General features: G+C 53.5%; 21 protein-coding genes. 8 read left to right on the top strand and 13 right to left on the bottom strand.

What is annotated here, in order from left to right:
- Positions 1 to 29: 29 nt before the first annotated feature.
- On the bottom strand, positions 30 to 851 hold the full coding sequence (locus tag C7H10_RS03350) for a YciI family protein (RefSeq protein ID WP_106693750.1): 822 nt from the start codon (positions 849 to 851) through the stop codon (positions 30 to 32).
- Positions 852 to 994: 143 nt separating this feature from the next.
- Entirely contained in the window at positions 995 to 2,302 is a 1,308-nt protein-coding gene (locus C7H10_RS03345) for a short-chain fatty acid transporter (RefSeq protein WP_106693749.1), read from the bottom strand.
- 199 nt (positions 2,303 to 2,501) lie between these two features.
- Between C7H10_RS03345 and C7H10_RS03340 the strand changes: the two genes are divergently transcribed.
- Together C7H10_RS03340 and C7H10_RS03335 are read left to right on the top strand one after the other, a co-directional pair.
- The gene (locus tag C7H10_RS03340; protein WP_106693748.1) at positions 2,502 to 2,879 is read left to right on the top strand and encodes a nuclear transport factor 2 family protein; all 378 of its coding nucleotides are present in this window, start codon (positions 2,502 to 2,504) and stop codon (positions 2,877 to 2,879) included.
- Positions 2,880 to 2,989: 110 nt separating this feature from the next.
- Entirely contained in the window at positions 2,990 to 4,339 is a 1,350-nt protein-coding gene (locus C7H10_RS03335; protein ID WP_244178172.1) for a GGDEF domain-containing protein, read from the top strand.
- Positions 4,340 to 4,403: 64 nt separating this feature from the next.
- On the opposite strand, the gene C7H10_RS03330 is transcribed toward C7H10_RS03335, so the two are convergent.
- Together C7H10_RS03330 and C7H10_RS03325 are read right to left on the bottom strand one after the other, a co-directional pair.
- The gene (locus tag C7H10_RS03330) at positions 4,404 to 5,168 is read right to left on the bottom strand and encodes a DODA-type extradiol aromatic ring-opening family dioxygenase (RefSeq protein WP_106693746.1); all 765 of its coding nucleotides are present in this window, start codon (positions 5,166 to 5,168) and stop codon (positions 4,404 to 4,406) included.
- Positions 5,169 to 5,205: 37 nt separating this feature from the next.
- Complete coding sequence (locus C7H10_RS03325) at positions 5,206 to 5,646, bottom strand: DoxX family protein (RefSeq protein ID WP_058092349.1); 441 nt, start codon at positions 5,644 to 5,646, stop codon at positions 5,206 to 5,208.
- Between the two features lie 109 nt (positions 5,647 to 5,755).
- On the opposite strand from C7H10_RS03325, the gene C7H10_RS03320 reads away from it, so the two are divergent.
- The 6 genes from C7H10_RS03320 (at position 5,756) to C7H10_RS03290 (ending at position 11,610) form a co-directional block, all read left to right on the top strand.
- A complete protein-coding gene (locus tag C7H10_RS03320; RefSeq protein ID WP_106693745.1) occupies positions 5,756 to 6,646 on the top strand; it encodes a LysR family transcriptional regulator in 891 nt (296 codons plus the stop codon).
- A gap of 37 nt (positions 6,647 to 6,683) precedes the next feature.
- On the top strand, positions 6,684 to 7,961 hold the full coding sequence (locus C7H10_RS03315; protein WP_106693744.1) for an MFS transporter: 1,278 nt from the start codon (positions 6,684 to 6,686) through the stop codon (positions 7,959 to 7,961).
- A 349-nt stretch (positions 7,962 to 8,310) separates the two neighbouring features.
- Positions 8,311 to 10,053 (top strand): type VI secretion system PAAR protein, encoded by a 1,743-nt coding sequence (locus tag C7H10_RS03310; protein WP_106693743.1) that lies wholly within the window; start codon positions 8,311 to 8,313, stop codon positions 10,051 to 10,053.
- Positions 10,043 to 10,633: a DUF2931 family protein gene (locus C7H10_RS03305; protein ID WP_106693742.1), complete on the top strand. Its 591-nt coding sequence runs from the start codon at positions 10,043 to 10,045 to the stop codon at positions 10,631 to 10,633. Before C7H10_RS03310 ends, C7H10_RS03305 begins: the two co-directional genes overlap by 11 nt.
- A gap of 423 nt (positions 10,634 to 11,056) precedes the next feature.
- The gene (locus C7H10_RS03295; protein WP_106693741.1) at positions 11,057 to 11,293 is read left to right on the top strand and encodes an addiction module protein; all 237 of its coding nucleotides are present in this window, start codon (positions 11,057 to 11,059) and stop codon (positions 11,291 to 11,293) included.
- A 2-nt stretch (positions 11,294 to 11,295) separates the two neighbouring features.
- Positions 11,296 to 11,610 carry a type II toxin-antitoxin system RelE/ParE family toxin gene (locus tag C7H10_RS03290; RefSeq protein WP_106693740.1) on the top strand — a complete coding sequence of 105 codons (315 nt, stop codon included), beginning with the start codon at positions 11,296 to 11,298 and terminating at the stop codon, positions 11,608 to 11,610.
- A 65-nt stretch (positions 11,611 to 11,675) separates the two neighbouring features.
- Here C7H10_RS03290 and C7H10_RS03285 read toward each other — a convergent pair whose 3' ends face one another.
- The 9 genes from C7H10_RS03285 to C7H10_RS03240 form a co-directional block, all read right to left on the bottom strand.
- Positions 11,676 to 12,242, bottom strand: a complete 567-nt coding sequence (locus C7H10_RS03285; RefSeq protein ID WP_106693739.1) for a hypothetical protein — start codon at positions 12,240 to 12,242, stop codon at positions 11,676 to 11,678.
- Between the two features lie 80 nt (positions 12,243 to 12,322).
- Entirely contained in the window at positions 12,323 to 13,081 is a 759-nt protein-coding gene (locus C7H10_RS03280) for a hypothetical protein (RefSeq protein WP_208622795.1), read from the bottom strand.
- A gap of 93 nt (positions 13,082 to 13,174) precedes the next feature.
- A complete protein-coding gene (locus tag C7H10_RS03275) occupies positions 13,175 to 13,657 on the bottom strand; it encodes a hypothetical protein (protein WP_106693738.1) in 483 nt (160 codons plus the stop codon).
- A gap of 585 nt (positions 13,658 to 14,242) precedes the next feature.
- Positions 14,243 to 14,770 (bottom strand): hypothetical protein, encoded by a 528-nt coding sequence (locus C7H10_RS03265; protein WP_106693736.1) that lies wholly within the window; start codon positions 14,768 to 14,770, stop codon positions 14,243 to 14,245.
- A gap of 122 nt (positions 14,771 to 14,892) precedes the next feature.
- On the bottom strand, positions 14,893 to 15,123 hold the full coding sequence (locus C7H10_RS03260) for a DUF6429 family protein (RefSeq protein ID WP_091640469.1): 231 nt from the start codon (positions 15,121 to 15,123) through the stop codon (positions 14,893 to 14,895).
- A gap of 115 nt (positions 15,124 to 15,238) precedes the next feature.
- A complete protein-coding gene (locus C7H10_RS03255) occupies positions 15,239 to 15,808 on the bottom strand; it encodes a TFIIB-type zinc ribbon-containing protein (RefSeq protein ID WP_061333876.1) in 570 nt (189 codons plus the stop codon).
- Positions 15,809 to 15,910: 102 nt separating this feature from the next.
- Positions 15,911 to 17,167 carry a restriction endonuclease gene (locus tag C7H10_RS03250; RefSeq protein WP_106693735.1) on the bottom strand — a complete coding sequence of 419 codons (1,257 nt, stop codon included), beginning with the start codon at positions 17,165 to 17,167 and terminating at the stop codon, positions 15,911 to 15,913.
- A gap of 111 nt (positions 17,168 to 17,278) precedes the next feature.
- On the bottom strand, positions 17,279 to 17,674 hold the full coding sequence (locus C7H10_RS03245; protein WP_106693734.1) for a DUF7674 family protein: 396 nt from the start codon (positions 17,672 to 17,674) through the stop codon (positions 17,279 to 17,281).
- Between the two features lie 103 nt (positions 17,675 to 17,777).
- On the bottom strand, positions 17,778 to 18,578 hold an 801-nt coding region (locus C7H10_RS03240; protein WP_208622794.1), incomplete at its 5' end, for a hypothetical protein.

Raw genomic sequence — 18,578 nt, 5'->3', positions numbered from 1 at the left:
TAGCGCACTTGCCTGGCCGAACGCCGGGCCTACTGACACTGCTCCAGTTCGGCACTGATCATCCACTGAACACCAAAGCGGTCCTTCACCATTCCAAACCGGTGCGCCCAGAACGTCTCTTCAAATGGCATGATTGTTGTGCCTCCCTCAGACAGCGCCTGGAAAACCTGCTCTGCCCGCTCCGTATCAGCGTAATCCAGGTGAACCTGGGCGCCCTGGGGTGCTTGATAGCAGTCGCCTGCCATATCCGCCCCCATCAATCGGCGCCCCCTCAGGTTCAGGGAGGAGTGAACAATGCGGCCGTGCATCGTTTCGGGTACATCCGCCTTTGCCGGTGTTTCTCCATAGGTAATCATGGCTTCCAGATGGCCGGCGGTTACCTCAGCATAGAATTCCATCGCCTCCCGGCAATTGCCGCCAAAGGCCACATGCACGTTCATTTCACGGGGCAAATTTCCCATGGAGCGGTGTTTCTCAAGGGCGGCGCCGGGCTCAAAGTCTTCCAGGGTGAAGTAACGGCGTAACTCCAGGGTTACGTTGCCGTCGGAATCTTCCCGGGGCCACTGCTTTGCCCAGGCGATGGCGTCTTCCAGGGAATCCGCCTCAAGCACGCTGTAGCCCGCGAGCAGTTCGTCCGTGTGCTCAAAGGGGCCGCGCACCACCGTTGGTTCACCATTACGGAACTGTATGCGGCATCCTTCGCGGGTTGGCCGCAAGCCATTGCCATCAACGAACACCCCGGCGTGCAGCATGCGTTCGTTGTAGTCAGCCATCGCCTGCAGGATCTCTTCGGTCGGCAATACGGCGTTTTCAGTGTCTGTATCGGCCTTGCGCATCAGCATGTATCTCATACCAGCTTTCTCCAGTGATTGTGGGTTGTCTTCACTGGTAAGTCGGGCAGGGCTGATGGAAATCGACAACCGGATTTATGGATATCGTCGGGAAAGTACCGGCTGTTGGCGAAGAGCCTCGCCAACAGCCGGCAGGGGGAGGGTTAAAGCCAGGTCAGGCCGATGCTAATGATGGCGCCGGTAATAAACAGCAGCATCAGACAATAGCCCATGATGTCTTTGGCTTTCAGCCCGGCAATCGCCAGCACGGGCAGGGCCCAGAAAGGTTGCAGCAGGTTGGTCCAGGCGTCACCCCAGGCTACCGCCATGGCAACCCTGGGGATATCGGCACCCAGTTCCTGGGCAGCTGGCAGCATGACCGGCGCCTGCACCGCCCATTGCCCACCCCCAGACGGCACAAAAATGTTCACCAGGCCCGCGCTGATAAAGCTCCAGAAAGGCAGGCTTTGCGCGCTGGCGATGGAAACGAAGCCCGAGGAAATGCTGGCGGCCAGGCCGGATGCAGTCATAACCCCCATGATGCCTGCATAGAAGGGGAACTGAATCACGATGCCGGAACCACCTTTAACCGCCTCGTTCAGACTGGCCAGCAGGCGTTTGGGAGTCTGGTGTAGAATGATTGCCAGGAACAGGAACATGAAGTTGACGATGTTCAGGTTCAGGCCGCCACCGTTAATGAAATACTGGAAGATGAACGCGATGCCGCTGAAGCCAATCAGCCACGCCAGAATCCTGCTGTTTTCCAGGTGGTCCGCCGGGCGATTGATCACAACGGCAGTGTCTGGCTCGTCGTCCAGCACTTTCGGGTCTGCGTACACGCTGTCTCGTTCCTCGGGCAACATGAGCCGGTTAACCAGCGGCACCACGATAAACAGGGCCACCACGATGGCCAGGTTAAAAAACGCGAAAATGGTCTCGCTGGTACCGATAACGCCGATCACGTTTTCCGTGAAGTGGCCATCGGTGGCAATTACCAGCGGAATGGACCCCGCCAGCCCGCCGTGCCACACGATAAACCCGGAGTAGGCGCTGGCGATCAGCAGCGGATAGTGCACCCGAATCTGCCGAGCCAGGGCTTTGGCAAACAGCGCCCCCACCACCAGGCCGAACCCCCAGTTGATCCAGCTGGCAATCAGGGCCACGAAGGTAACCAGCACAATCGCCTGCCCAGGCGTTCTTGCCAGGCCTGCAATCCGGTTCAATATGCCGCGCACTAACGGAGTGCTGGCCAGCATAAACCCGGTAACCAGCACCAGCAGCATCTGCATGGAGAACGTCAGCAGGTTCCAGAAGCCATTACCCCACATCTCGATCACCGCCAACGGGCCATGGCCTTCAAAGACCATGGCGGCGATGAACGACAGTAGCGTGAGGATAATAACGAACAGGTAGGGGTCTGGCAGGTACTTCTCCACCAGACTGACAAAGGGTTTGGATGCTCTGTCTAACATGGTGTTCTCCTTTATTATTTTTGGGTCATCACAAGCTTAGCAATCAAACGGAAAAACGCATGCTGTAGGGATCATTCTTTTGTCGGAGGTGCTCTTTACGCGCGCCAGATGAGTCGCTCAAATAGCACTGACATGTTGAGGCACTAATTTGGTAGATTCAGGTACTGAATCCTCTCTACTCTGAAAACGGAGTCTATTCATGCAGCCCAAAGACATCGTGGCGCAGTTCATTTCAGACATTCAGGCCCAGCGTTTTGATGGGGCAAAGGCCTTGCTGGTTGAAGAGGGGTTTGAATATGTGGGGCCGAACATGCGTTTCCTCCGGCCCGACGACATGCTGGCGTACCAATTCGGCATGGCGGCCATCCAGAAAGACCTGGTTATTCGCCAGCTCAGCGCTGACGGCGAACACGTTTACGCCATTCTGGACTACCAGACCCACTTCAAACCGATCGGAGACGTGCGGCTTGCGGTCTGGTTTCGTGTCCGGAATGACAAAATACACACGGTGGAAACCTTCTATAACGCCGCCGTGGTTGAAAACATGCTCGGGGGCAACCTGCCGTCCGCCAGTTGATCAGCTGAGATTAGGCAGGCTTTGCGTGTTTGCCCTCTGGCGTATAAGTGGCTATCCGTTGCGCCCATTCCAGATTATGCTAGTGAAATATGCTTTCACATGTGAAGTAAATGGCTGCGCCTATGCCTGTCGATCTTGAAACCCTGTATCCCAAGCTGGTTAATCTGTTGCTAGATCCAGTATTCGTTGTGGATGAATTCGGGAACATTGTGTTTGTCAGCGACGCCTGCGAGGCACTGCTGGGGTACACCGCCTCTGAAATGATCGGCACGTTGATTTTCGATTACCTTCATCCCGATGACCGTGAGCGCACCCGCGCAGAAGCCAAGCGCGTTATGCAGGGCCAGGCCCACACCAACTTTGAAAACCGATACCTCCATAAAGAGGGCCATGCGGTTCATATATTATGGTCTGCGCGCTGGTCAGAAGACGACCGATTGCGAATTGGCCTGGCCCGCAATGTGACGTCTCTGCGGCGCGCCAATCAAACCCGGGATGCGCTCTACCGAATATCGGAAGCCACACACGCTGCCGATAGCCTGCGTGGGATCTGCGACGGTGTGCGGCAGGTGATTACAGAGCTGTTTCCGCACAACGATCTGCACCTGGTTTTCTACGATCCGGTGAAGGCGGTGTTGACCGTTCCGGACTGGTCAGCCGATGGCTCCAATGACTGGATTGAAGGCTCGATGCAACCCGGCACCACGCTGGCCGAGGTGATCGGCTCCGGACAGGCCATACTGACCTCACGGGATCCCTATCAACCGGGTCTTGGGGCGATAACGATGGATGGATTGAACGCGCCTGGCCCCAAGAACTGGCTGGGTGTGCCTCTGATCTCAAACGAGTCGGTACTGGGCGCGCTGGTGATTGAGAGCCATTCAGAACACACCCATTACCGCGCTGAGGACCAGGAGCTGCTTCAGTTCGTTGCTGCCCAGGTTGCGACCGTTGTCGAACGTAAGCGCGCGGAAGATCACCTGCGTTTTCTTGCGCACCACGACCCCCTGACTGGTTTGACTAACCGATCACTGTTTTACGATCGGCTGGAAACCGCATTGAAGTCAGCCAGCCGGCATAACAGCCACGTAGCCCTGTTGTATCTGGACCTCAACGATTTCAAACAGATCAACGACAACCTGGGCCATGAGGCAGGCGACCAGCTGCTGATCGAAACCGCGCGCCGGCTGGAACAGTGCACCCGCGAAACAGACACCGTAGCGCGCATGGGCGGTGACGAATTCACCGTGTTGTTAACCGACATCGGCGATCTTGCCGCTGCGGATGCTGCTGTTGGCAAAATCCGCGAGGTAATGGCCGCGCCCATGGTGCTGGGAGGCCAGAGGGTGCTGATTTCCCTCAGCGTGGGTGTTGCCTTGTACCCCGAAGACGGCCACACGGCGCGCAACCTGCTTGGGCGCGCCGATTCGAAAATGTACGAGCAGAAACGGGGACTCTGAACGGGTTTTAGTCGGCCCTTTTCAAGCCGACCGGGAATTTTCGGATGCAGTGTGGAGCCGCCCCTCAGAAAACAAACGAATCCATCGAAAGCACCCCGTGCTCAATGCCACCTTCAATAACCGTGGCCGGGGCATTGGAATCAGCAGCTCCAAGGGCAACCAGTAGCGGCAGGAAATGCTCAACCGTGGGGTGTGCGCGGCGAGCATGGGGAGCCAGGGTCAGGGCGTTTACCAGTCGCTCGTGATCGCCTGCAATCGCCGCTTCCCGAATCCAGTGGCTGAAGTCCCGGGCGTACTCGCTTGCCTGTTCGTCGCGCCAGCGGACCTCATACAGGTTGTGGGTCAGGCTGCCGGAGCCGACGATCAGAACACCCTCTTTTTGCAAAGGGGCGAGCGTCTGGCCCAGGCGCCAGACAGAGTGGCTGTCGAGCCAATCCGGCAGGGATACCTGAAATACCGGCACGGACGCATCCGGGTAAAGATGCCGCAACGGCACCCAAGCCCCGTGGTCGAGGCCGCGTTGAGCGTCGGCGACTGGCTTCCAGCCCGCTTCCTCAAGGAGAGAAAGCGCCATTCTGGCAAAAGCCGGGTGGCCCGGAGCCGTGTACTCGAGCTCATAAAGCGCGGGTTCGAAACCGTTGAAGTCGTGGATGGTTGCCGGTGTTTCGGCAAGGCCTACCCGCACCTCGGGCGTCATCCAGTGGGGCGACACCACCAGCACAGCAGCCGGCCGTGGAAGTTGCTGCCCCAGCCTGGTGAGGGCCGGGCCTGCCAGGCCCGGCTCCAGTGCAAAGGTGGGGGCGCCGTGGGATACGAACAGACTGGTCATGGCGCGTTGCTCCTTTGGGTTGAGTTCGGTGTACTGTTTAGCGAGCGGCCACAAGCCGGTCAACCGATGCGCGCCCGGCTCCGCTGAACATCAGCGAAACAGAAGCCGCCAGCAAGGCCAGTCCGAATTCGTAGCCATTGTTGCTCATAAACAGGCCGTTCTGGATGTGCACGCTGAAAATGGCAATCACCATGGCGAAGGCCAGAGCCGCGCTGGCTGGGCGAACCAGCAGGCCGATGATCAGCGCAAGACCGCCAAAGAACTCCGTACCGCCGGCCAGCAAGGCCATCAGGTAGCCCGGGCTTAAACCAATAGAATCCATCCATTGCCCGGTGCCTTCAAGGCCGTAGCCTCCGAACCAGCCGAACAGCTTCTGGGCACCGTGGGCGGCGAAGATAATGCCTACCGGAATACGCAGGGCTAGGGCGCCCCAGCCAGCGTTGGTATCGAGCAGTTTGTTGATGAGTGCGTTGTTCATAATCGTGCTTCCTTCTGTGTGGTTGAGTATGGGGCTACTTTACGGGGATCTATTTTTGGGATAAACATACGTTTAATAGATTGACTGTTTCAAAAAGTGGAACAATAAGATGGATCGATTACTGGAAATGCAGACCTTCTGCGCCGTTGTGGAAGCCGGCAGTTTTGTCGCCGCCTCCGAGACCATGGGTATGTCCAAGGCTGCCGTATCGCGCTACATCAACGAGCTGGAGTCGCGCCTTACCGTGCGGCTGCTACACCGCACCACCCGGCGGTTGTCCCTGACAGCGGAAGGGGAGGTGTTTTACGTTCGTTGCCGGGAACTGCTGGCGGGGGTGGAAGAGGCCGAAGCAGAACTGACCTCGCGCACCAGCGTGGCCAAAGGGGTGCTGCGCATCAACGCACCGGTGAGTTTCGGTATTCGACACCTGGGCCCGCTGTGGGGTGAGTTCCACGCCCGGTTTCCGGAGGTGGAACTGAACATCGAGTTGTCTGATCGCATCGTGGATATCGTTGAAGAAGGCTTTGACCTGGCCATTCGTATTGCCAGCCTGCGAACCTCCACCCTGGTGAGCCGTCGCCTCACCAACACCCGGCTGATGGTGTGCGCCTCGCCCGAATACATCCGGGCGCACGGTGCACCCGAAACGCCTGAAGACCTGATGCACCACAAGGTCATTGCCTACAGCAACCTGGCCAGCGGTAACGAATGGCAGTTTCAGGGGCCGGAGGGGCCGGTAAGTACGCGGGTACGCCCTTGGATGTACGCCAACAACGGTGACACCTGTTGCGCCGCCGCTGTGGCCCACCAGGGGGTGGTGTACCAGCCGAGCTTCCTGTTGCGTGATGATCTGGACTCGGGCAGGCTGGTGGAGTTGCTGCCGGAATACTGCTCTACCGAGCTGGGGGTGTATGCGGTTTATCCCACCCGCAAGTTCGTGACGCCCAAGGTGAGGGCGTTGGTGGACTTCCTGGTGGCAACGTTGCCAGACGCTGTGTAGTGCCGCCGTAAATTTACAGTAGCCTGCCGGAGGTGACATGAAGTTTCCTTCAAGTACCTCGTTTGCTCTTCTGGGTGCCGCCCTGATAGCCATCAGCTTCGGGCTGGCCCGCTTTGCCTTCGGCTTGTTCGTGCCGCCGATCCGGGCGGAGCTGGAACTCTCGCCAGACATGATCGGCATCATCGGCGCGCTTCCCCTCATCAGTTTTATCCTGGCTACCCTGGTCGCGCCGCTGGCGGCTGATCGCTTGGGCGCCCGCAACACGGCGGTGCTGTCTGGTGGCTTTGGTGCAGTGGGCCTGGTGTTGATCAGCCAGGCGGCGGGCGTTTTGTCGCTGGGTGTGGGCGTAGTCGCTTGTGGTATCTGCACCGGCTTGATGATGCCGGCACTGACCGCCGCCATGCAGGCGCTGGTAAAACGCTCCCTGCATGGGCGCGTGAGCTCGGTGATGAACGCCGGTACCAGTGTGGGTGTGGTGATTGCTGCGTCGGCCATTCTGTTACTGGCCGGGGCCTGGCGTTATGCCTATTTCTCCTTCGCGGTTTTGGCCATTATCGGGGTGTTGGCAACCTGGTATTTAATCCCCTCGGTTTCACGAGTCATGCCGGCGAACGCAGCGCCGCCGCCTGCCATTACTACCCTGCAGTGGGTGCGCCTGCTGCGGCTCTCAGGGTTTGCCTTCGTGATGGGCTTTGTGTCTGCCGCGTACTGGATTTTTGCGCCGGACCTGGCGGTTACCGTGGGAGACTTGCCATCGGGTTCCACCGGCTGGCTGTGGCTGGGGGTAGGCCTGGCTGGGCTGGGCGGTGCCGTGGTTGCAGACCTTGCCGATCGCAACAACCCACCCATCACCCAGGCCCTGATGCTGATGATGCTGTCTGCCAGCCTGGCCCTGCTGGCCGCCAGCCCCGGCAATATAGTGATTGCGGTGTTTTCCGCCCTGGTATTTGGCCTGGCCTACATGAGCCTGACCGGCCTGTACCTGATGACCGGCATCCGCCTGCTACCCGGCCGGTTGTCTGTGGGGCCGGTGTTACCCTTTATATCGGTATCCCTTGGCCAGGCCGTCGGCTCGCCCATCGTGGGTATGTTGGTGAACGAGTTCAGTTATGCGGATGCGTTTGCCATGTTTGCCGCCATCGGCATACTGGCGGCACTGCTGTCGCCGCTTTACCCGCGCTCCCTTGAACAGGGCGCAGAAGAGCAGGGCGAGGACGAAACCGGCTTGCAGGCGGCTTATGATTATCAGTTGCAGACTGAGGAGGGGGAGCCGTATCGGGCCGTCAAAATCGAAGCACCGAGTGAGGGTAACTAACTATGATCCTGAAGACGACTAAGGTAAAACGTCTGCTCCATGTTGATATCTCGGTTTCAGTGAACCACTACAATTGCCTTGTGACTGGAGTGACCACCTTGATAAAGACATCTTTATAGGGCGAATCTAGCAGAGTGCGCACCTATTGGCATCCCGGCATGAGTTTCTAAGCCATCTGTGAAGCGGAGAGAGCGTAGAGGCTTTCTTGAAATCGAGCGATGCTGATACACTTCCACAGCATATGGAGCACATGCAACTCTGAAGAGGGTAGGCATAGGGGCAGAGCTGCCCATCAAGGAGAGTTCGGGATTGTTTCCCGGGCATCAAGGAAGAAGCAAGGAGCAAAGCCATGAGCGGCAAGAAAGTTGTGCTGTTGGGGGATCTAGGTACCGACCACGAGGGTTTTCCGCCCACCCCGGTAATCAATGGTTCCCCGGATGTATTCATCGACGGCAAGCCCGTCGCTCGGGTAGGTGACCAACTTGCCCTGCACTCCAAACCCAAGCATTCCCCTCATCCGCGTGCTATCGCTTCCGGTTCAAGCACGGTTTTCATTAACGGGTTACCCGTTGCCACAACCGGTGGTGCGATTTCCTGTGGTGGAGTCACCATTGGCAGCAGTAGCGTGGTGGTAGGCGATACCCATGCGCCATTGCCATTCTCTGGTGTTTCGGGGGCAAATTCTCACTCCGCGCCTTTGGGCTCTGAATTCAGTACAGCAAAAACACACACAAACGGCACAAAGGCCTCTTCCGGCGCGCAGCTGCGCAATAGCACGTCCAGCCACGATGGTGGAGGGGCTGGCTCAGCCGCAACCCCTTCTCAGGCCACCAAGTCTATTGACGAGTCTGGCAAAACCCTTCGCCTGGGGGTGTTTATTGATGGCACTGGCAACCATCGGGGCAATGACCAGATCCTGGCGAACCGCGATGTGACGAATGTGGCGAAGTTGTATGACCTTTACAGGGAGACGACTAATATCCGGAGGGTCTATGTTCGTGGGCCGGGTACTATTGATGGCAAGCACACTCCGAATGGCTTTGAGGCCTCGGAGGATTTGATGGGTCTGGGGTTGGGCATTGGGCCGGAAGGGGGCCATGACAGGATAGAGATTGCGATTAGGCGGATGCGAGATGAAATCCATGCTGGGGATTACAACGAAGTGGTCTTCGATGTATTCGGCTTCAGCCGTGGCGCGGCCCTGGCCCGGCATTTTGTCAATCTGATCAATGGACAACCGGAAACGGTCCTGCTGCCCCAGTTTAAGGGTGCCTCTTTGTTCTCCCCAATGGTTGGCGTCACACCCGTACCTGCTTTTCCGTCTGGTGTGAAGGTGCGGGTCAATTTTGTTGGCCTGTTTGACACTGTGGGTAGTTTTTACCTACCCGGAGACAACGCCAACCTGGACTTTAATCTGAACCTTTCGCCTAGCAGTGCTGAGAGGGTTGTGCACCTTACGGCCCATCATGAGATCCGCAAGAATTTCCCATTGAGCAGTATTATGAATGACAACGGTAATGGGCCATCACACTTTACGGAAATAGCCGTACCGGGTGCCCATTCCGATGTGGGCGGCGGTTATGAAAACCCGGACAAAGGCTTCGAGAATATTGAGAAGATCGTTCTGGGCATCCACTCGGGGCTTGCGGACGGCGGCCATACTCAGCGCACAGCGATTCCACAGCTTGAAGCACAGTACGCGCGCCCAGGCCGGACTGTGGTGGCGGTGCCACAGCCAAATGGCGATATCCACGTGCAGGAGCGTAGGCATACCCGTAAGGAATTGGCTATCTATAACCTGCATCGTATGTACGAATTCGCGTTGCAGAGCGACGTGCCACTCAGGCAGATGAATACCAACAACAAGGATTTCCAAATCCCTCAAGACTTGCAGGCCGCGCTGAGCAGTTGGCATACAAGTGGGGGATTACTTGATGCGTCAAGAGATTACCTGGGTCGATATATCCACACCTCTGACAGCATCTACCGGCTTGGTCTGGAGCCGGACCCCTCTGGTAATCGAACAGTGTTTTTCAACCGGCCAACTAAGGCCATAACCCCGCTCAGCAAAGGAGTTGCTCATGCGCAATAACATCACGGCAAGGGTAGCCTTTTCATTTCTATTGCTGGTCTTGGTAACAGCTTGCTCCTCGGAACCTCGGGAATATGACTTTGCCGTGTCCGTGGCGGGAGGGCCTGAAGGGTGGCCTGTTTGGGTTGATGAAGTAATCGTTGATCAATCTTGGAGGGTGCCGGCTGGGGGAATTGAACATGGCTTTGATCAACGCCCTCCAATAGGCGGTGTGGCCATATTGGGTCCCAAGCCTGCACCCAGCAGCGTGCATGCCCGCTGGTTCTCCTACCGGACCCAGACATTCTATGAAGTTATCCTTTCGCTGCCAGAGGATCTTGATGACAAACTGCGCAAATGGTACCGGGACTATCCGCTTGATGACTACAGCCATACTCTGATTGTTGGGTTTTCAGGTAAGGGAGAAGCGCTTGCCTGGTGGAAGGCTTTTTGCTCCACCTGCAATTACGATCGCAGCCACGATTTCCACACCCCGCTGATCGAAAATGTCCAAGCCGAAGTGGTTGAAGGGGATCCAAGCGGCTACCGATTGCAAACTCAGGAGTTGATTGATGAGGGAAGTATGCCGTCGCCGTGGTAGCGGAGTCTGTCAACGTAGCTGCCGCGTTTAAGTCATCAGCTCTTTAACAATTGGCCGCCTTTTCCGGATTCAGAGTCACTGATTCCGGCAAGCTGAAGTTTGTGATATCACCGGACCAGCGACGCGGGTTCTTGGCTTTTGCCGCCATCGGCATACTGGCGGCACTGCTGTCGCCGCTTTACCCGCGTTCCCTTGAACAGGGCGCAGAAGAGCAGGGCGAGGACGAAACCGGCTTGCAGGCGGCTTATGATTATCAGTTACAGACTGAGGAGGGGAGCCCTATCGGGCCGTCAAAATCGAGGCCCCGAGTGAGGGCAACTAACCTGCCGCTCGGGATTAAATCCTGCCCAAGGCAAGCTGACCGGCCTTGTTAGGGCCTTTGAATCGGGATAGCATAGCTTTATCGCCACTCGCGGAGGCACCATGAAGACCGAAACACTAGACCACCTACGCTCCCAGATTTCGGCTCTCTCTGAGTCGGAACGTGCAGCGCTGGCTCGGGAGCTGATAATGAGCCTGGACGGCCCCCGTGACGACTCGGTCGAGCAGGCTTGGAACGATGAAATTGTTCGCCGTGTATCCAAAGTCAAAAGCGGAAGAGCCACGCTGCTCAGCCGTGAAGAATTTCGATCAAAGATGAGAGCGAGGTTAGGCCAGTAACAGTGCGAACGGTAAGGATACTGGAAGAGGCCTCGCAGGAAGCAATAGAGGCAGCAGCGTGGTATGAATATGAGCAGCCTGGACTCGGGGTCGAGTTTTTTGCTGCTGTTGATGCTGCTATCGACGTGATTGAAGAAAACTTCCTCCCCTTATCACCTCTCCCCGAAGAAGCCGGCGATACCGGTGCAAGGCGCCTGATTCTGGAGCGCTTCCCATACGATATAGTCGCTATTGAGCTGCCAGACGAAATTATAGTCATTGCCGTTGCTCACCACTCCCGAGAACCTGGTTATTGGCGGCAACGTAGCAAGCCCTAACGTCCAGGCTCAGCCGCCGGTTTGATGCGATAGCTGCAAACTGGTGGACTTCACCCACTTGTTAATCAGCGGCCAACTTGATTGTGTGGCCATAATTCGTTCAACTTCTGCTCAATCAGCCGATTTATGTCATCAAGCCCGGAAGCCAGTTCCTGAACATCGAATTGCTCTCCACGAAATGCATATACTTTTGTGGCTGGATCATAGTGGTGAATTATATCTTCATCGGTAATAGCATCACCGCCTATCGCGGACCTCGGGCCAACAAGCTGCTTTACGATATTTCTGTTTTTGCTCTTCTCGGCCCAATCATCAAGCCGTTCATCGAAATGCTCGAAGTGATCTCGGAGGGTTCGATTCTGAACCGGATGTCCATGTCTAACACCAATGGCTTTTCTTAGAGCTTCACCCCTACTTTGTGAGCGCTGACGCGCAGCTTTGTTTTTTCCACCGGGAGGCCAAAAAATCCGCGACACTGCTGCGGCATGGTGGACCATAGCCTGTGCTGGGCCAAAAGGATCCTTTGCACCTTTTGAAGCTATTGCATCATTCAGTTGCTCAATTGCTTGGAAGGCGAGCTGACATTCTTGTTTCGCCTGGTCCAGATAAATTCGAAGCAGGAAATCATCCATAATTGTTAAAGCCTTTGCTCACCATTGATTAACGTCTGCAGCAGGGGCGCGACGTCAGGAGCGTCCCTTGCCTGCACTTGTTAACCATTTTTGGCACCAAGCCGCACCAAGTGCTTCATGAATGATGAGGAAATCTCCAAAATAAACTCAATCTCCTCCTCAATAACTGAATCATCATGCTTCACGTAGCTGTTGTGATACTTTGCGTAGTAATCAATTAGCTTAACAAGCATGTTTGCAAGTTCTGGCGAGCCGCCGCGATCTTTAATGTACTCTCCGATCTCTGGGATCTGGTTTTCCAAGGATTTCGAGTTGCCCAAAAGGGAGCGAAGCAACCTCTCAAGAGCCAACCTTAAATCATCGAGGAGATTTCTTTGGAAAGCCCCATGCTCATACTTCTCTATAGCCTGGGTAAAAAGTGAGAGTGACTCTGGATAGCCTGATAACCAGTGCCGAGTCTCGTTGACCAAATTTTCATTAACTTCTGAAGGAGTGTCCTTAGGGTCTAAGTGCCCGTATCTCGTAACGAGACGAACCTTTAGCTCTTTGCGTTTATTAATTTCGGTCTCAGGGAGCGAAGGGTGATCACAGAGATCTTTCAGTAATCTGTATTGTTGGCCAGCAGTGAAAGCCATCAAATTATCGTACAAGGCTGTGCGCTTATTCGGAGCTTCGAAGGGATAGGTGGGATGCGGAAGATTGTCGATTCCGTACTCTACCGCGAATGCAGAAGTGACCTTAACAATCACAGAACCGCTCAACCCGGATGATGTGTCAGCAAGGATGTCCGACGCGTATTGAATAAAAGTCGGTGGCATTCCTTGATCGAAACTATCCAAACGAAATCCCCTTTTGGTTAACGCCGATGGTAACCGGCGCCGGAGCGCCAGCGAAGGGAACCAAAAGCGCCACGCTTTTGGCGTCCGGTTGACCTATTGGTTAGATTTGTCTGCGATGAACTCAGAAACAGCACCGACAACACTAAGCCCGCCCATTATGTAGCATATGGCCCCTCTCACTTGCTCTGGCAACCCTCGCTCCTTGGCTTCCAAATTTCCGCACAGCGATACCAACTCTTTGGCCAACATCTCTTCCTTTTGCGAGTTCACATTATGTGCGAGCTCATTTCTCAATTTGTTCAGACGGTGAATCGCGGGAAACACAGAATCATGAATGGGCAAGGCTATCAAAGCCTTGGCGAGATGAGAGAGCTGCGAAAATGAAAGCCTTGCCTCACCAATGTATTTCGGAAATTTACAGTGTGATATGACAATCGAATACAGCGCTTCCTCCACCAATAGGTGCCCCTTGAGGGTTATCAGGGTAATGTCATCGATCTCGGGGAGGAGGTCGAGCAAAATTTGGTTTCGATCATTATGCGAACGGAATAGCTCTTCAAATCTATCGTCGCTCAACTGTAATCCCCTGCATTGCCAAAAATCTAACGCCCGCAGCACGCGCGGCTTTGGAATGGAGGCGAAGCCGCAATGGAAAAGCCGTCGCTGTGCCTGCGATTGTTATGTTCAGCTAGCAATCTGGCCCCCAGTTTGATTCATGTACAGAGTACCCGAGAACTGGTTGCAACTCCCCAGCGCATCGCTCCGCCGACTGAAGCGCCAGGTCTGAGAAAGGGCCAAAGTCGACTATTGTCGCGCACGGCTGCCCCTTTACCTTGTGCCATGCTTGAATCGCTACAAAACCGCCACCTTTTGCTCGTGTCATGTAGCAGATCTCGAATTCTCTATAACTCCGCGTATCGATTCGCTTCGCCCTTAGCTTTGATGCAATCCACAAAATGCCATCGTGCTCGCATACAGCGATGTGACGAGTTTTATGCTCGGCAAAGAACTCCTGCACCTCCAGAGGTATGGAAGAGTCCTTGATACTCAGGTCTCCGCCGACTTCAGCAAATGCCGGCTTTTCAATTGTGGCTGATTTCATAAGAGAACATAACGCCCCGCTAATGTGCGCCGCTTGCGGCGTCACCATTGAGCGGTTTGTTAACACTGTAGATACATTTCCGGCTTAGCTTTATAGCTAGGTGTTAGTGGATCGCCAGCCAAAAGCCGTTGATATGCAACTGGGCCAACGCTATAAACTTTAACCTTCTCGTAATTCCTGATGAATTCCTTACGAAAAGCTTTGTACATGGCCGTCGAAAAATCACCTTCTCCTGGTGAAAATTCACCTGGTATCAGAAACTCATTTTGGTAGATACCGGAAGGTTTGAAGTACAAACATACCTTTGATTCTACTTTGTACTTCACGCCACCTCGGCGTTGGGGAATTTCTATGGCTGTAACCTCAGCTTCTATCGGAACAATCAAATACCGTGGCATCTGCTCTACGTTCCCTTTCTCAGATACCCCAAAGCCTGGAAGATCTTTGTAAGAAACGTACTCAACCACCTCTGGAGAATCGAATAAACCTGGGACAATATATTTAAAGCTCTGAGATGCCTCCAAAATTTCTAGCCCGGGAACCATATCGTCCTTTGTGGCGAAGAAGAATATTCCTTTTCTTGGCACGATTACTCCTCTAGGTGTTAACGCTGATGGTAACCGGCGCCGGAGCGCCAGCGGAGGGAACCAAAAGCGGTACGCTTTTGGCGTCCGGTTGACCGCTTGGTTAAAAGACCTGGCATCCAAGTTCACGAGTCCTTGGCGAAAAGTTTCTGGAACAGGCGCTCTGACTCTTTTAGACCGTCCTCAGTGAACAGGACAGACTTGGCCTTACCAACCGGGTTCTCAATGAGACCCTTTTCATGAAGCCTATTCATGGCATCCCAATCAAAAGATTTCCACGCCCGACCACCGTCATGCAAAGTCAGGTACAGCAAAGCCAATACGGCCTCATCGATTTTCTCTTCATCAATCTCCATGGCTCATCCTCTGGTGATGTGCCCTTTTAACGCCGCCAGCATGCGCGGCTACGGAATGGAGGCGAAGCCGCAATGAAGTAGACGTCGCGGTGCCTGGCTTTGTTAAATCTAGATATCAAGCCGTCACCTTAAATTTGCTTCCGCAATGTGGACAAGTTGTTTGCATTGTCTTACCCGCCAGTACGTTCATTTTTCCACCGCAGGAGGGGCAATCAATCATTAGTTTTTGTTTATGCTCCGTTGATAAACCTACATCTTGGCCGTAGTAACGGACAGCCATCAACTCCTGGCCGGCTAACCAAGCCATAAGGTCAAGCCAGTTGATTACCGCTTTTGGAGGCAGGGTTCCATGAACTGGATTAAAGCTGAGGGGCGCAATCGGCTTCGATATCGCTGGATGGCTAAAAAACGTTTGCTCCCTCTCTGAAAAAACATAATCCCTCACAATATCATCAGCGGAATTGAAGTAATCCAAGACTTCCCTGAAATCCCTTTTCTTCAGGTCTCTAGAACCCTCATACATTTCTTTCGATGAAAAAATACGAACAATAACATCATTTGACTCTTCGTCTTTGAACTGAGCAATCCATTGATAATTCAATATTTTTTCAGACCTAGCCCCTGAATGATAGATTGCAAACAGAACAGCGACTCCGATGCCAGTAAAAATGATCCAAGTGTCCATACTAGTCCCATTTAACGCCAATGTTCAGCGGCCGGTTTGGAGTGCAACGGAAAACCGGTCCGGTGGAGGCCCGCCAGGGCCGGAACGAACTGCAACTACTTGTTAGGCATTTTCCAATGCTTCATGGGCACGTACCTCTATGACGCGACGGGCGAACTCCAAATCTTTCTTAAGATTATCAAGTGTACGTGGTGCTTGATCTGAACTTCCAAGGGGGCAATATTGATCCTTTGCAACTATATCAATTCCACATTCATTCTCTAAAGAGTTCATGACCAAAAACCGATCACTTTTTTCAGGTTGCTTAGTTGGCTCAAGAAATCTAAGGAAGTAATCTGGTTTTTCTTCCGGCGACAAGTGATGCAACTTCAAACAGTACTTTGAGCTGCAATAAACACCAAGATCATGGAATATCGCATTAAATATTGGCTCGTATCGCATAACTTTAAGCTCGTCAGGTAACCGACGATCTGATTCTGTATATTGCTCGGGATCAAACAAAGTATTAGCTGTTAATTCTGATCCTAAGCGAAAAAGCATGCACTGAGCCAAGTATGACAATCCGTCTATAATCACCCTCTGATCTCTACCAAAGGACCCACATCTAAAAATAAAGGAAAAGACATTCAGCATCCCTGTAACGACAACGCTAAAGAGTCTGATATCGTCTAGCCCCATCCCCCAAGGATGTTTCAGAACATCACCATACTCAACCTCTGCAATTACACATGCTAAAGTCAGATATGAATTCTCATGGAATTCATTTCTTCTTTCCCAGAGTTCATCCAGCTCTCCTCCAGCTGGAAGCAGCATGAGGTTAGAAAATTTCGACTCTATAACTTTACAACGGCCCCCGAATGCAAGAGAAGAAGGTAGAAATCTTGCCAGAGTCCTTGGATTTTTTCTGAGAATCACCTCAAGATCATGCCCTTGCCAAACAGAAACACATGGGCGCTTGTGCGAATCTTGGAACTCCTTTATCCAATCCAACGTCGGATTTGAAATCGTTTTATTGGTAATAATTACAACATTATCTTTAGAGTTGTTTCCTGCGGCGTTTAGTATAGTGCTTTGAACTTGGCTCTTTTCAAGCTGGGCACTTCTATATTTCACCTCAAACCAATACTTTTCTTCTTTCGACACCGCAGGCGAGACCGTCCAATATGTTCCTTCCAAGTCTCTGCCACCATCCGTCGCGGAGTTCCCTTCTCCGCCTTTTCTCCAAGTCAAATTAGAGAAGCCCATTTCGTCTAAAAGATGAAAGACCAAATTTTCAAAATCGACGGGATTAATGTCAGAAAAATTTAATTCTTCCTGCAAGAAATCAGTATCGGTGAGAGTAAACGAAATGTCTGCCATTTGCTTTCCTGAAATCTTCTTGCCTAACGCCGCTCAGCACGCGCGGCTGCGAAATGGAGGCGAAGCCGCAATGTAGTAGACGTCGCCGTGACTGGCCTGGTTATAAGCTTGCTACTCACTGATGATCCTACCTGTGTCCCAGAACTCAATGATTTTTGCCCACTGCTTCTGAGACTCTGGCGGCAACAATTCTTGCACCTTATCTGGAACATCCGACCCGACGACGTTTGTGTTCTGTAGATCCTCCAAGATGCCAACGATGGCAGCTTCCCTTACATAACCATCACCCTCAATGAGCCAGCGCTCAATTACCTCGAAAATGTCGGATAGCTCTCGAGTTCGAGATTCTGTAACGAGCCCCGATATATACGTGGCCAAATCTGATAACGCCAAGTATTGAGGAAGCTCTGCCTCATCTTCCCATTCGCTGACGAACTCATTCCAAATCGGCCTGAAACCATCAGAAACGGCCAAAATTGGTTTGAACATCTCTTCCTTTGAGATCATCTCCCGAACCCTCTTGGCTTATAACGCTTGCAGCATGCGCGCCTACGGAATGGAGCCGAAGGCGCAATGTAGTGGGCGTCGCCATGCCTGCACTGGTTAGGCATCACATTACCCCTTGTTCGATAGCCCACATCCACGCTTGAGATAAGATCCCTGCGATACCGACAATAACGATCGCCCAAGTCAGGCGATTACCTACTTTTGCCGTTTTGATCTGATCCTGGTGGCGCTGAACATTCAGCTCAAATTCCGAAAGGGTAACCAAGGCTTTGCCCGTTACGACGTAATTCGTACCATTCTTAGTCAACTCTCCGGAATCCACAAACGAATCAAGAACAAGCTCAAGGTGTGCTTTGTGCTTGTCTTTATCTGGATGATAGAGCCATTTACGCGAGTATTTTTGTACTGCCAGCATAAGAGGATATATTTCATCCCGTGGGTTATCGATTTTGCGCTCGACAAGGTGCCTAAGCAGTTCCATTCTCTCTTCACGAACCAAGCGCTTTTTATTGTACAAAGACTGGCTCACCCGATCTCGATACTTCACGATTTTGTGCCAGCGGATAAGCTCCATCAGCAGGAATTTACCGGGGTCGGTATAGTTGAACTGGTATCCTTGGTAATAGTGCTCAATTCTTAGATCAAATGTTGCCGGGTCGATATCTCTTTCGGTCAGAGTTTTCTCCTTCCCGGACTGCTCGCCTCTCCAAACCAACGCTTCATACCCAGTTGTCTTGCGATTCCGGATCAATATCCGTGTATTTGAATCAGAATCTTCCAGCTTTACTGAGTAGAAGTCGTTTTCCTGTGCTCCTGGCCAGCTGGTAGTAAAACGCTGAGGAGCTGGCTTCTCTAAAGCCTTGTTCAGAGCACGAAAGAACAACTTATTCTCCTTGCCTAACGC

This window comes from Marinobacter shengliensis (assembly GCF_003007715.1).
Taxonomy (GTDB): Bacteria; Pseudomonadota; Gammaproteobacteria; order Pseudomonadales; family Oleiphilaceae; genus Marinobacter; species Marinobacter shengliensis.
This window is presented reverse-complemented; position numbering and strand designations above follow the sequence as displayed.

Bases quoted from the DNA above. Each gene is read 5' to 3' on its own strand.
- C7H10_RS03345 (WP_106693749.1), bottom strand. From the start codon at position 2,302: ATGTTAGACAGAGCATCCAAACCCTTTGTCAGTCTGGTGGAGAAGTAC.
- C7H10_RS03315 (WP_106693744.1), top strand. From the start codon at position 6,684: ATGAAGTTTCCTTCAAGTACCTCGTTTGCTCTTCTGGGTGCCGCCCTG.
- C7H10_RS03310 (WP_106693743.1), top strand. From the start codon at position 8,311: ATGAGCGGCAAGAAAGTTGTGCTGTTGGGGGATCTAGGTACCGACCAC.
- C7H10_RS03320 (WP_106693745.1), top strand. From the start codon at position 5,756: ATGGATCGATTACTGGAAATGCAGACCTTCTGCGCCGTTGTGGAAGCC.
- C7H10_RS03325 (WP_058092349.1), bottom strand. From the start codon at position 5,646: ATGAACAACGCACTCATCAACAAACTGCTCGATACCAACGCTGGCTGG.
- C7H10_RS03350 (WP_106693750.1), bottom strand. From the start codon at position 851: ATGAGATACATGCTGATGCGCAAGGCCGATACAGACACTGAAAACGCC.
- C7H10_RS03245 (WP_106693734.1), bottom strand. From the start codon at position 17,674: ATGATCTCAAAGGAAGAGATGTTCAAACCAATTTTGGCCGTTTCTGAT.
- C7H10_RS03250 (WP_106693735.1), bottom strand. From the start codon at position 17,167: ATGGCAGACATTTCGTTTACTCTCACCGATACTGATTTCTTGCAGGAA.
- C7H10_RS03335 (WP_244178172.1), top strand. From the start codon at position 2,990: ATGGCTGCGCCTATGCCTGTCGATCTTGAAACCCTGTATCCCAAGCTG.
- C7H10_RS03340 (WP_106693748.1), top strand. From the start codon at position 2,502: ATGCAGCCCAAAGACATCGTGGCGCAGTTCATTTCAGACATTCAGGCC.
- C7H10_RS03285 (WP_106693739.1), bottom strand. From the start codon at position 12,242: ATGGATGATTTCCTGCTTCGAATTTATCTGGACCAGGCGAAACAAGAA.
- C7H10_RS03295 (WP_106693741.1), top strand. From the start codon at position 11,057: ATGAAGACCGAAACACTAGACCACCTACGCTCCCAGATTTCGGCTCTC.
- C7H10_RS03330 (WP_106693746.1), bottom strand. From the start codon at position 5,168: ATGACCAGTCTGTTCGTATCCCACGGCGCCCCCACCTTTGCACTGGAG.
- C7H10_RS03305 (WP_106693742.1), top strand. From the start codon at position 10,043: ATGCGCAATAACATCACGGCAAGGGTAGCCTTTTCATTTCTATTGCTG.
- C7H10_RS03260 (WP_091640469.1), bottom strand. From the start codon at position 15,123: ATGGAGATTGATGAAGAGAAAATCGATGAGGCCGTATTGGCTTTGCTG.
- C7H10_RS03255 (WP_061333876.1), bottom strand. From the start codon at position 15,808: ATGGACACTTGGATCATTTTTACTGGCATCGGAGTCGCTGTTCTGTTT.